The following is a 12,814-nucleotide window of genomic DNA, read 5'->3' as shown; positions in this document are numbered from 1 at the left end:
GAAACGTGGCCGCGGGGAAGGTGTAAAGAGTGCACAGTCTGGCGAAACTATCAACTAGAGGAATTCATAGGTTGAAAGAGTAGGAGATGAAGCTCAAATGATACCGAAACAAATGTCGGAGCAGCCGTATGGCAGCAGGGTGGCGGAGTCCGAGGGTAAGGTTCTGCAGCAGGATGCATGGCCGGAGGCTGCGCAGCAATCCTTGCAGCTCATGATGGCTAGAGTAAATAGTGTACTGCTAGGCAAGAAAGAAGTTGTCACGCAGGTGTTCAGCGCTTTGCTTGCCGGCGGGCATGTGCTGCTTGAGGATGTACCGGGCGTCGGCAAAACCCTTCTCGTACGGGCCATTGCCCGCGTAATGGGAGGCGAGTTCCGGCGCATTCAGTTTACTTCGGATATGCAGCCTGCCGATGTGGTCGGCGGCATGATTTGGGATGGCAAACGGGGCGAGCTCGTATTCCGGCAAGGGCCGCTGATGGCGAATGTCGTATTAGCGGACGAAATCAACCGGACGCCTCCGCGTACGCAGTCCGCGCTGCTTGAAGCGATGGAAGAGCGGAGTGTATCGGCAGATGGGGAAACAAGAATGCTGCCGCAGCCGTTCATGCTGCTCGCGACGCAAAACCCGCTGCGCGACGACGGCACGTATCCGCTGCCCGAGGCGCAGCTTGACCGGTTTATGATGCGGCTGTCGATCGGCTATCCGGCAGCGGAGGATGAGATTGCGATGCTGGAAGGGAAAACGGCACAACGGCTGCATCCGGAATCGCTGCGTCCGGTTATCATACCGGAGGAATGGCTGCGGATGCAGCGGGATGCGCTGTCCGTCCATGTTCATCCGGCGCTGATGGCCTATGCGGTTCACATTGTCGGCGCGACCAGAACCTCGCAGGAGCTGCTGCTTGGCGCAAGTCCGCGGGCAACCTTGGACTGGGTGCGCGCAGCTCAGGCAACGGCTTATATCGGCGGGCGGCGTTTTGTCGTGCCGGATGACTTGAAGCAAACGGCGGAGCATGTGCTTGCGCATCGATTGCTCGTGCGCGACGAAGCGCTGGTGCGCGGGAAAACCGCAGCCGCGGTGCTGGGAGCGATTATGTCGGCGCAGCCGATTCCGATTCCGTCCGGCGATGGCGGGCGGCGGCGATGAAACGGGCGGAGCAATCGGGGCCGGGCGAGACAGGGCAAGGACGAGGAATGGCGGAACAGACAGGACCGGGCCAGGCAGGGCTGGAAAAGGCAGCGTTCGTAGAGTGGGGCGAAGGGGTAAGGCTGCGCAGCCGGTTTGTGGCGCGCGCTGTGTTGATTCTGCTGCTTGGCGCCAGCATGGCGGCGCTTCATGCGCGAGGGGGCGCAGTGGAGTGGCTGCTTGCTACGGTGACGGCGGCGGTGGCGGTTTGCTGCATTATTTTGCCGTACATGGCGATAGGGAAAGTTACGGTTGAACGCTCAATAGTCGATGCTGAGGGACTATACGACGGAGGGGACATGCAGGTGCTGCTGACGCTGCGGCTTAGCAGACCCGTGCCTTTCATGTGGCTGGGGATGAGCGAAGTCATTGTCCCTGCTACCGCGCAGTCTGGGAAGGGACTAAGGGTGGAGTATGCTTTTCTGCCTGGATTTAAGCGTGTATTCCATATTCGTTATTCGTTTCGGGGGCTGCGGCGCGGTGAGTTCAAATTTAGTCCGATGCAAGTTTCGGCTGGGGATATGCTCGGCTTGACGGTTCGTAAATTTGAAGTGGGGTGTCCAGGTGGGCTGCTTGTTCATGCGATGGCGCCGGCTGGGGAAGCTTTTGCAGACTTGCCGGGTTTCCGGCCTAGTGCGAAGAGCAGTGAGCGCCAGCCAATCGCGTCGCTTGGCGGCCAGATGATAACGGCGGCTGCGCGTGTAAGCCGAGGCGGAGCGGGTCCGGATGTGCGAAGCTATATCCCCGGCGATTCGCCAAGGCGAGTCGATTGGCGTGCGATGGCCAGAGGGCTCGGCATGCAGACGCGGATCAGCAATGCGGAAGAGGCGGGGCAGCTCATTGTGCTGCTGGACACGTCAAAATCCGCATACGGCGGCGACATGCGGTTGTTCGATGCCCATGTCGGACGCGCGGTGCTCGTGATGAGGCAGGCGGTCAGAGAAGGGAAAAGCGTTGTATTGCTGACTACAGAGGAATTGGAGCTTATCGTGCGCACTGGGGAGAGAAGTACGCTTCTGGCTGCGGAGGAGAAGCTGGCCCGCTTGCAATGGGGGCTTTCGCCTCGGAAGCCGCTATCCCAGTGTCTCTCTGACGTTGTGGCGGGAATGCCTCGCGGCTCGGCGCTGATTTGTTTGACTGCGGGTACGAAGGGGGCCGGCGCTGTTGCACGGGAATCCACTGCCTCGGAAAATGTATTCTACGGCGCTAAACTCGCGGCTGTGCGAGGCGTGAAGCTGGTGCTGCTGCTTTCTTTTGCAGAGACCGAGGCGGCTCCGGCGGAAGCGAACTGGCGAGCGCGGCTTCAAGGCACGGACTGCAGCGTAAAGGCGCTGCCTGTTCCGCTGTCCTACCGCAAACAAGTGCCGGTTATGGCGGAACTCAGTATGACCACGAATAGGGAAGGAGGCGTCATGGATGTCAGCACAGCAAGCAGCTAACAACGGTGTCGGCGGTTCGCAGCTGTCGAGGCGGCAGCGAGAGCGGACGGGACTTGATTTTTTTCAAATGGGATCGCGCCGGCTCGTAACGAGCTTGCTGCTGTTTGGGCTGATCGTCGAATGGCTTCTCCCGCTTGCGCAGCTGAAGGAATACACGGAGCTATATCAGGTGGAGCCGCTGCTGGCGACAGTCGGCCTGTTTCTCGCTGTTGGTCTGTTTGTGCCTCCGACGTGGTTATCGATTGTGCTCAATAGCATGATTACTGTGGGAACGGTCCTTGTTCTGTTTCAAGGTCAATATGCTTCGGGGTACGATGCGCTGATCGGGTTTGTGCATGCGTTCACGCATGATTTTGGCCAATTGCTTCAGGGAAAATTCGTGCTGAGCGGAGAAATGCGAACCGTGCTCCTTGTCAGTGGACTTGGCATGATGGCGCTGGCGCTGCAATCCCTCGTGTGGCTTAGGCAGTGGGGGCTGGGGCTTGCTGCGCTGACGGCGGTGTATCTGCTGATGCTGTATGGTTTTCTGGGTCTGCAGGTGTTTCCGAATCTAATGCGCGCGCTTGCGGAAGGACTGCTGCTCAGTGCGCTGGTAACGGTGCCGCGGATGGAGCGTTTAATCGGGTCCAATCTGTTCGTTCGAGCGAAAAATGATGGCAACCATCAAATGGCGGGCTGGTCGCTCCCTTGGTGGAACGGCTCAGCGTGGCTGGTTGTTCTCATCCTGGCAGTCGGCATTGGCGCTGTATGGAGTTTAGCGAGACAGACACCGAATGAACCGGCGCCCTGGGCTGCGGAAGCAGTAGATTGGGGACAGCAGAAGCTGCTCGACCATCAGAGTGGAGGAACGGGGCATGGTGATCGCGTTACTACCGCGGAGGAAGCGATGGCTGCTGCGGGATTCGGTGACTCCGGCATAACCGGCTATGGGCTTGATGACCAGGTGCTGGGTGGGCCGCTAACACAGGATCATTCGGTTCTATTCACCGTGGCTTCGAAGGAAGCGACTTACTTGCGCGGCGAAAGCAAATCGGACTATACCGGCAAAGGCTGGGTGCAAAATGTTCATGATTGGCTCACGCTGAATGTATCCGCCTACGAAGCGGAAGAAGACGCGCGTTTGTTGGTGCAAACGATAACGGCTGTTCATCCGACGGCAGGATGGCCGCTGCTGGCAGGCGGTGCAGAGGCGAAAATTAGCGCGATCCGGATGCTGGATGGCGAAACAGCGGGCTATCGGCGCGATGCGGCGACAGGAGCGCTCTATCCGATCGACGAGAACGATCGCGTCGTCAGTTACACGGTAGCCGCGGAGCTGCCGGAGCTGGGACTGGATGAGCTGAGGAAGCTTTCTGCGAATGTGGAGCCGGTGGCTGGCGGAGCTGAGGGTAGTGTGGGGAGCGGAGCGGATTCAAGCGCAGGTTCGAGTAATGCGGGAAGCTGGGCTGCAGGGGAAGCGAGTCCGGGAAGTGCGAGTAGCGTCGAGAGTACAGGGGAATCGGGGAAAGAGGCCGGTACGGGTACGGATTTGGGTAACGCGGGAAACGAAGCAGCTGGAGAAGCGGGGAAAGGGACAACGGCGGGAAGCGAGAACACAGGAGAAGCTGGAAAAGGGACGGAGGCAGCGGGGTCGCGCGCTTTTGTTGAGACCGTAGCGCTTGAGGATGCGTATACGCAGTTACCTAAGGCATTGCCTGCACGAGTCGGCGAGCTGGCTTCGCAGATTGTTGCGGATGCCGGGAATCCGGCGAATCGCTACGATCAGGTAGAGGCTATCGCAGCGTATTTGCGCAGCCGCTACGCATACTCGCTGCAGTCGTCGGTTCCCGCCGATGGAGCCGACTTTGTCGACGACTTTCTGTTCCGCCAGCAGCAAGGGTATTGTGTTCATTTTGCATCGGCGATGACCGTTATGCTGCGGACGCAAGGGATTCCCGCGCGGTACGTCAAAGGGTTTGCTCCGGGCGAGGCCGTCGAGACTACAGCCGGCGGTCCAGCGGGCTTGTACACCGTGCGTGCAAGTGATGCACACGTTTGGGTGGAGGTCTTTTTCCCAGGCGTCGGGTGGCTGCCGTTTGAGCCGACGCCGGGCTTTGCGGCACCGGGCAGCGGTGCCGCCGGCGAAGCCTCATTGACGCCTGCAGGGGCAGGCAATGGGGCGCAGCCTGGAACAGCCGCAGGCGCGGGTGGCGCAGCCGGGGCTGCGGCTGGCGGCGAAGCCGCCACCAGCGCCGCCCGCGCGCTGGCGGTGCGCTTGGCAGCGCAGCTGCAGGCGGCGGCGCAGCATGCCGCCGATGCCGCGCAGCGCGGGGCGCATGCCCTCGCGCAAGCGGCGCAAGGCGCCATGGCGGCGAAGCCGTGGGCCATGGCCGCGCTAGCCGCGAGCGCCACCGGCGCCGCCGGGCTCGCCCTGGCGGCGGCGCGGCGGCGCAAGAGCGAACGCTTCGCGTTCGGAAGCGCGCTGCGCCGCTATGGCAGCGCGCTGCAAGCGGGCCGGCATACCGCGGCCCGCGGGCACTTCCTCCAGCTCGCGGATGCCTGCTGGCGCGAGCTGTACAACAGGTGCGGTGCGAAGCCGCTGCACCGCACCACGCGCGAATTCGCGGCGGAGGCGCTGCCCGGCCTCCCGCCGGAAACCGCGAAGCTGGTCGCTGAATTTGTGCGCTGGGATGAAGCGGCGCGCTATGACGCGCATTGGCACAATCAGCCAACGCTTCAGCAAATGACCGTGCTTGTCGCCGGCTTGCAAGCGCGCCAAACCTAAAGCAACAGAAAAAGGCTGTTTCAAAACGTTCGCGAAATGCGACCTTTGAAACAGCCTTTTGTTTAGCCCTTTCAGGGCAGTGATAATCAACAATGTCTGGAGTCACGCAGAAAAAATGTTGCAGAAATTGCAATGTTTTTCCTTTTCGCGATGCTCCAAATAGTGATTTGTTGCTCGAAATGCAACAATTACAGAGGGGAAGACTACAAATCTCCTTTAGGATCCGGAATGTTGCAAACCGAGCAACATTTCGCATTCAAATAGCAAACTACCCTGGTACATCACACAGATTTACGCCATCATGCATTGATGCGGCTGCTTACCAGTTTTTGAGCAGCGCCGCGGCTTCCGCGGCACTGCGACTGCTGGATTGATTTTGATACGAATCACGTTCCGATGGCGCAGGTTCATTAGTCGAAGTGTTACCATTAGCGCGTTCCTCGAAGCCATAGCTATACACGTTGCCAGCAGGATTTAACGGTTCTGAACCTTTATTAGGATTCGCTGCTGCCGTTACATCTTTGGCTGCAGTGGCAGTCGCTGCGTTCTCTTCAGCTGCAGGGTGCGTTACAATGCCAGGCTGCACTTCGCTATCTTCTTTCATTACCGCTTCAACAACTGCTGCTTCTTCTTCAGTTACTGCTTCAACACCTGCTTCATCAATCGCAGCTTCAACCACTGCTCCCGCTTGAGCAGTGTTGACCTCGTTCACTAACAAACTCGCGTTATCGCTCAGCGCCGCACTTGCCCTCTCATCCGCTAGGCTCTCCGCACTTCGACTATCGCTCACGAGGCTCCCGGCATCCAACACCAAATCCACTGCACTCACGGAGTCCTCATCCATCAGCTCCGTGTGCTCATTCACAAACTCCGAGCCGGCAGCCGCCTCACTTTGACTCTGAGCAGCGACATCGGCCAAAATCATCCCGCTCAAAGCAGCGCGCTCCGCCTCGTTAACCCCTTCGTTGATTCTCGTGTTCACAGGGCTGAATGACTCATTTTGCGCTGATCGATTCTGCTTCTGCTCTTCATGAATGCTTTCAGCCCGAACGGTCCGCTCTTGCTCCCTACCCGCATCCTGATCAACGAGCAGCGCATCATCAGACGCACTTACCGTTTTACTGCCGCTGATGCTGGATATGAATGCTTTACCGCTTTCCCGGAGCGGATCACGATTCGAGGACTCATTGCCTTCTTTACGCTCAGTCGTGCCGCCTTCATTCCCGACTGCCTCATCCGTTTCACTGGGCTTCTCAATAGCACGGTAGCTGATTTTTTTCGGAGCGGCCCACACAACTGCCCCGTCGGCGCCAACCACCATATCTCTGCGGTCGTATCCGCTGCGTCGCTCGACACCTGTATAGTTTCCGCTGTTCCCGCTGCGACGTTCAATTCCGCTTCTGCGCTCGGCAGGGTTGACTGCAGGCTCGTCCTGATCCATAGTGCTTTTTCCTTGGAACAGGCCGCCGTCCTCAATGGTCAACGTAGCCGCGGTCATATCGCCATATAGTTTGCCTGTGGAGGAGATGGTCAATTTACCTGTGATATGGACATTGCCCGTGACTTGTCCTGCAAGAATGACATTGCGCGCGGTAATATTCGATACGGCAAAACCGCTTTCTCCCACGACGACATCGCCGTCGCAGGATATATCTCCGCGCAGCTGTCCTTCCAAGCGAACGCCGCCCGCGGAACGGATACTGCCTTCAACAATCGTACCTTCCCCGATGAACGTGTCGGTCAGCTTGGAGCTAATCTTGTCTTTCTTCCAATTGAACATCAGTTGGCATCCCCTTTATCCCCATTTTCAAATATGGTTTTGGATCGACAGACACCCCGTACTTCATCACTTCAAAATGAAGATGCGGTCCCGTGCTGCGGCCCGTTGAACCAAGCAAACCGATCAGATCCCCTTGATCTACGCGGTCGCCTTCTTGCGCCAGTACCTTGTTCAAATGCATATATTTCGTAGCAATGCCGTTCTTGTGAGAGACGACAATGTAATTCCCGCGTTCCGACATATATCCGGTTTCTTGTACGAAGCCATCTGCCGCTGCGAATACGGCGTCGCCTGTTTTGCCGGCTATGTCCATGCCTTTATGTACGCCGGGATGGTTCGTGAAAGGGTCGATTCGAACCCCGAACAAAGAAGTAATACGCTCCGATTCCGTAGGCCAATAGGTAGGCGTGAGCCGAAGAACTTGCTTCTTTTTTTGTACCTCTTTCGTGGTGGAGGTCAGTCTGTTCTTCAATTCGCTGATTTCGCCGCCGATAGAAGAATAGAACGATTTGGTTTGGTCTATGAGTCCTTGGATATCCTCATCGGTTGCGTCCAACTGCTCGCCCCCGACGCCATCGCCGTCTGCTTCCTTCGTTGACTTGTCGGGAGAGAGGCCGACGAGTGATTTCATATCGGATTCCAGCTTGCTCAGCTCTTCCATTCGGGCGTCTACGGCATCCGCCTGCCGGGCCAGTTGAACCAAATCGGTTTGGAGCTTCATAATACGCGCTTCTTTGACTGCCAGCTGATCTTGATGGGCTTGGGATTCGGAAACGAGCTGCAGATGAAGTTGTTCCAGCTGACGACTGCTGCGTTCATGAAGTAGGTATAGCGTTGATGCTATCACAATCAGCAAGGAAACAAGGATGGGAATCACCAGTAACAGGGCGGTGGAAACCCGAAACCGCAGCGCTGGCTTGCTGCCGTCTGGTAAGACAAGAAAGGTGAAATGGGTGTTGCGCGGTAAAAGTTTCATGCTTACCTCCTCGAAGTTGTTTGCTTTGAACTCACGTTTTCATGCGACTAAAGGCGGAGCAAAAAAACATACACACCGAACTATTTCGGCAGATCGACAGCAAAAACTTAGACGTAGGGAAAAAAGAATGATAAAAAAGGATTTTGTCGCAATATAGCGAATTGAAACTCCTTATCAGCGGAAAAAGGCTAAGACATTGAACGGAGGCACTCTTGTGATTAAAATTGCAGGCATTGACGTAGGAAATGATAGTGTAAAGCTGGTGGTTGATGGAGCATCGGAGCCGATTGTAGTCCCGAGCATTCTCTCCCCGGGCTATGAACGTCATATTTTTCAAGATGAGGATTCACCGCTAAAAGCACTGGACGTGCGTGTATACAGCCCTAAATTAAAAAAGAACAACCAGCGCTACTTTGTAGGCTTGCTGGCGATGGAAGACCAGGATATTTCGGAGCTCGAAGAGACGGATAACAAAGCGACCAGTGATCAAGCGTTGATCGTGGCGCTGACAGCACTTGCTTATGCGGGGCTGACTAGTCAAACCTATGAGCCGGTAGAAGGACAAACGACGCAAGCGGTAGAGTATATCGTGGGAACGGGTTTGCCGGTACGTACATATGCAGGGTTTCACAAAACATTTGAGGAGCGCCTTGTAGGCGAGCATGAGGTGACCTTCCTTTCCACGCCGAAGCTTCGCGGCCGCTCCATTCGCGTCATTATCAAACGCGCGGTTGTTTCCATTGAAGGCGCAGCGGCGCTGTTCCATATGGCAACACACGACAACCTGACCGTGAAGAACGAAGAGCTGTACTACGGCTGCATCGGGATTTGCGAAATGGGCGCGCTTACGACGGATTTCCCGGTCATAAAACGGATGAGCATCGACAACCAGTTCAGCACGGGCGAGCAATTCGGCCTTGCGGGCTACCTGGACAATATCATCCGTGACGTGGAAGATCAGTTCGGCCACCGCTTCCCGAGCCGCACGAAGCTGATCCAACGGATCAAGAACCGCGACTACATCATTCAGCGGATTGGCGAAGGCCAGGCGGATATCCGTCCGATCGTGGACAACTACTTCAGCCGCGCTGCCAATAAAGTGCTGGATCTGATTCTGAAGCGTTGGAAGAAGAACCCTGATATTCAGTGCTTCTATGTACTTGGCGGCGGAGCTTCCGCGCTGCGCGAGTACATTAACGAGGCAGCTGGTTCCGTTCGCCTTCGTTTCGTCAACGACAGCGAGTTCCAGAACGTCTACGGCTACCTGAAGCTGGCCAAAAACAAAACGAACCAAGCGGTCGCAGCTACAACAGCAGTTGCAGCAACCACCGAGCAAGAGTAGCAATAGCGCATGAATAGAGCCGGGCCGCCTTTAGAAGGCGGCTCGGTTTTTTATTTTAAGCTGCTACGAATCTAGACCTCGCAGAGAGCTGTATTGGCCGAAATTTCGGGAAATTTGCACAAAGAAGCACGCCCAGAGATCTACATTGATGCAAATCATGGAAAATCGAATAAAGAAGATCACCTAGAGATCTACATTGCTGCTGAACGCTCGATTCTGCACAAAGAAGCTCACCCAGAGATCTACATTGATGGAGAGCACGGAAAATCGAATTACCAAAAGATTTAAATTACCACAAATCGCACCAAGTCCAGATACCAAACCCACCTTCACTCGTTCATCTCTGCCTCCACCTACACGACGGCTCAACTGTTCACCATATCCTCATCGCATTCACCCCATTCGCCTTGACTGTCCCTTAGCGCCTATATATAATTGACACAATGATTTGAGGGAGGCTTTAAAAAAGTGGACAAGCCAAATGAAATGATCGTCGTCCTCGATTTCGGCGGACAGTACAACCAGTTAATTGCAAGACGTATCCGGGATTTGGGCGTATACAGCGAATTGCTGCCATACAATACTTCGGTGGAACGGATCCGCGAGCTGCAGCCGAAAGGCATCGTGTTCTCGGGTGGACCCGCAAGTGTGTATGAGGAGAAATCGCCGCTTGTTGATCCTGCGATTTATGATCTGGGTTTGCCAATCTTCGGCATTTGCTACGGCATGCAGCTGATCGCGCACCAGCTCGACGGTAAAGTCGAGCGCGCAGGCAAACGCGAATACGGTAAAGCTGATGTCGAGTTCATCGCGGGCAGCGAGCTCGTAAAAGATCTGGGCAGCAACCAAACCGTATGGATGAGCCACGGCGACCACGTTGTGGAATTGCCAACAGGCTTCCGCGTTGATGCGAGCACGGACCATGCGCCAATCGCGGCGATGAGTAACCCGGATCGCAAAATTTTCGCCGTACAATTCCACCCGGAAGTACGCCACTCCGTACAAGGGAACGAAATGATTCGCAACTTCCTCTACAACGTGTGCGGCTGCGAAGGCAACTGGAGCATGACCACGTTTATTGATGACACGATCCGCGATATCCGTGCGCAAGTGGGCAATGGCAAAGTGCTTTGCGCCCTGTCCGGCGGCGTAGATTCCTCTGTTGTAGCGATCCTGCTGCACAAAGCAATCGGCGACCAGCTGACTTGTATGTTCATCGACCATGGCTTGCTGCGTAAAGACGAAGCGGAAGGCGTTATGGAAACGTTCGTAGGCAAGTTCGATATGAAGGTTGTCAAAATCGATGCCAAAGAGCGCTTCATGGGCAAGCTGAAAGGCGTAGACGATCCGGAGCAGAAGCGTAAAATCATCGGCAACGAGTTCATTTACGTGTTCCAGGAGGAGTCTGCGAAATTCGACGATTTCGAATTCTTGGCACAAGGCACGCTTTACACCGATATCGTTGAGAGCGGTACGGCTACTGCACAAACGATCAAGTCGCATCACAATGTCGGCGGCTTGCCTGAAGATATTAAATTTAAGCTCGTTGAACCGCTTAAAACGTTGTTCAAGGACGAGGTTCGTAAAGTCGGCGAAGAATGCGGTCTGCCTGAAGCGATCGTATGGCGCCAGCCTTTCCCGGGTCCGGGTCTTGCAATCCGCGTGCTTGGCGAAGTTACGGAAGACAAGCTGAAGATCGTTCGCGATTCCGATGCGATTCTGCGCGATGAGATTGCCAAAGCCGGTCTTGACCGCGAAATTTGGCAGTACTTCACAGCGCTGCCGAACATGAAGAGCGTTGGCGTAATGGGCGATGCGCGTACGTATTCGTACACGGTCGGCATCCGCGCCGTTACTTCCATCGACGGCATGACAGCAGACTGGGCGCGTATTCCATGGGACGTTCTCGAGAAAATCTCGGTACGTATCGTTAACGAAGTGGATAACGTCAACCGTATCGTTTACGACGTAACATCGAAGCCGCCTGCTACAATCGAGTGGGAATAGGCTAGAACTACAAATGACTCCCTTCTATTTGCGATATTTCGCAATAGAAGGGAGTTTTTTTATGACTAAAGTAGTCTTCTGATCGGAATGGTTTATATATCCAGAGCAATGATATAGAATCCAAGTATGCAATTCATTACAAGTTATTGGAATTATTCCAGCGGGGGGTCTATTGTGTGGGCAAAAGTAAAGGTAATATCCTATTTGGCAGAGTGGGAATAACGGCATTGATTGTAGTGGGTATGACGCTCGCGGCAGGTGCTGGAGCGTATGCGGCAACGAAAATAAGCTTAATCGTAAATGGTAAAAAATCAACGGTTGAACCGGTATCTATTAAGGGGGTTACTTACGTTCCGATCCGTTCCGCGGCTGAGATGCTCGGTGCTAATGTGAACTACAATGCGGCTTCGAATTCAGTCATGATTACGAGCAAGCCCGATAAGTCTCCGTTAGGCGATGCTGGGAATGAAGCGGTCGGTTCCGTTAACGGAGTGGCCATTACCAAAAACAAACTGTACGATGCAATGGCTACGATTGGCGGAGCGCAAACGTTGGACAACCTGATTCAGGAAGAGCTCGTTAATCAAGAGGCGAAGAAGAAAGGCATCACGATCAGTGAGCAAGATGTGGATGCGGAAATCGCGAAGATCAAGAAGCGTTTCCCGTCTGAATCGGATTTTCAGACTGCGCTGCAGCAAGCAGGCATGACGCTCGACGATTTGAAGAGGCAAACGCCGATGCAGCTTCGCATTCGCAAGCTCGTAGAGCCGCGCGTGAAGGTGACGGACGAAGACGTGAAACAATTTTTCGAGGCAAATAAAGCGGAGTTCGATGAGCCGGAGCAGGTGAAAGCATCGCATATTTTGGTCTCCACGAAAGCAGAAGCGGACGAAATTATGAAGCAGTTGAAGGCAGGCGCGGATTTTGCGAAGCTGGCGAAGGAAAAATCAACTGACGCAGGCAGTGCTAATGCCGGCGGTGATCTTGGTTTCTTCGGCAAAGGGGCAATGGTCCCTGAGTTTGAGCAAGCAGCATTCTCGCTTAAGGTTGGGGAGCTTGGTGGGCCGATCAAGTCGGAATATGGTTATCACATTATCAAAGTAACCGACCATAAGGCAGCGAAAGCAGCGACGCTTGATGAGAAGAAAGCTGAAATCCGCGAACAGCTCGTTAGCCAGCAGGTTGCCGAACTTTCTCCTGCTTTGCTGGCAGAGCTAAAGTCCAAGGCGCAAATTACGAATACGCTTAAAGGAAAGTAATAGCGGATATAACCTGTACGATTTATCAACTCCCTCAGATGCAATACTTGGTTGCTTCGGG

8 protein-coding genes are annotated in these 12,814 nt (G+C 55.2%); 6 read left to right on the top strand and 2 right to left on the bottom strand.

Annotation, left to right across the window (positions count from 1 at the left end):
• Positions 1-97: 97 nt before the first annotated feature.
• From AC6ESO_RS16080 to AC6ESO_RS16070, 3 genes are read left to right on the top strand one after another with little or no spacing between them, the layout of a single operon-like run.
• Positions 98-1,147 carry an AAA family ATPase gene (locus tag AC6ESO_RS16080; protein ID WP_497092237.1) on the top strand — a complete coding sequence of 350 codons (1,050 nt, stop codon included), beginning with the start codon at positions 98-100 and terminating at the stop codon, positions 1,145-1,147.
• Positions 1,144-2,625: a DUF58 domain-containing protein gene (locus tag AC6ESO_RS16075; RefSeq protein WP_497092236.1), complete on the top strand. Its 1,482-nt coding sequence runs from the start codon at positions 1,144-1,146 to the stop codon at positions 2,623-2,625. Before AC6ESO_RS16080 ends, AC6ESO_RS16075 begins: the two co-directional genes overlap by 4 nt.
• Positions 2,603-5,389, top strand: coding sequence for a transglutaminase-like domain-containing protein (locus AC6ESO_RS16070; RefSeq protein WP_497092235.1), 2,787 nt, complete (start codon positions 2,603-2,605; stop codon positions 5,387-5,389). Before AC6ESO_RS16075 ends, AC6ESO_RS16070 begins: the two co-directional genes overlap by 23 nt.
• 319 nt (positions 5,390-5,708) lie before the next feature.
• On the opposite strand, the gene AC6ESO_RS16065 is transcribed toward AC6ESO_RS16070, so the two are convergent.
• The gene (locus AC6ESO_RS16065; RefSeq protein WP_497092234.1) at positions 5,709-7,169 is read right to left on the bottom strand and encodes a bactofilin family protein; all 1,461 of its coding nucleotides are present in this window, start codon (positions 7,167-7,169) and stop codon (positions 5,709-5,711) included.
• On the bottom strand, positions 7,141-8,145 hold the full coding sequence (locus AC6ESO_RS16060) for a peptidoglycan DD-metalloendopeptidase family protein (protein ID WP_497092233.1): 1,005 nt from the start codon (positions 8,143-8,145) through the stop codon (positions 7,141-7,143). The genes AC6ESO_RS16065 and AC6ESO_RS16060 overlap by 29 nt, the downstream gene beginning before the upstream one ends.
• Before the next feature lie 214 nt (positions 8,146-8,359).
• Here AC6ESO_RS16060 and AC6ESO_RS16055 point away from each other — a divergent pair, with 214 nt between their 5' ends.
• The 3 genes from AC6ESO_RS16055 (at position 8,360) to AC6ESO_RS16045 (ending at position 12,753) form a co-directional block, all read left to right on the top strand.
• The gene (locus AC6ESO_RS16055) at positions 8,360-9,487 is read left to right on the top strand and encodes a ParM/StbA family protein (protein ID WP_497092232.1); all 1,128 of its coding nucleotides are present in this window, start codon (positions 8,360-8,362) and stop codon (positions 9,485-9,487) included.
• 468 nt (positions 9,488-9,955) lie between these two features.
• Positions 9,956-11,494 carry a glutamine-hydrolyzing GMP synthase gene (guaA, locus tag AC6ESO_RS16050; RefSeq protein WP_497092231.1) on the top strand — a complete coding sequence of 513 codons (1,539 nt, stop codon included), beginning with the start codon at positions 9,956-9,958 and terminating at the stop codon, positions 11,492-11,494.
• Between the two features lie 176 nt (positions 11,495-11,670).
• Positions 11,671-12,753, top strand: a complete 1,083-nt coding sequence (locus tag AC6ESO_RS16045; RefSeq protein ID WP_497092230.1) for a peptidylprolyl isomerase — start codon at positions 11,671-11,673, stop codon at positions 12,751-12,753.
• Positions 12,754-12,814 lie beyond the last annotated feature (61 nt).

Source organism: Paenibacillus rhizoryzae (assembly GCF_059686995.1).
The sequence above is the reverse complement of the archived record's forward strand: the minus strand, read 5'-3'. Positions and strand labels throughout refer to the sequence as shown.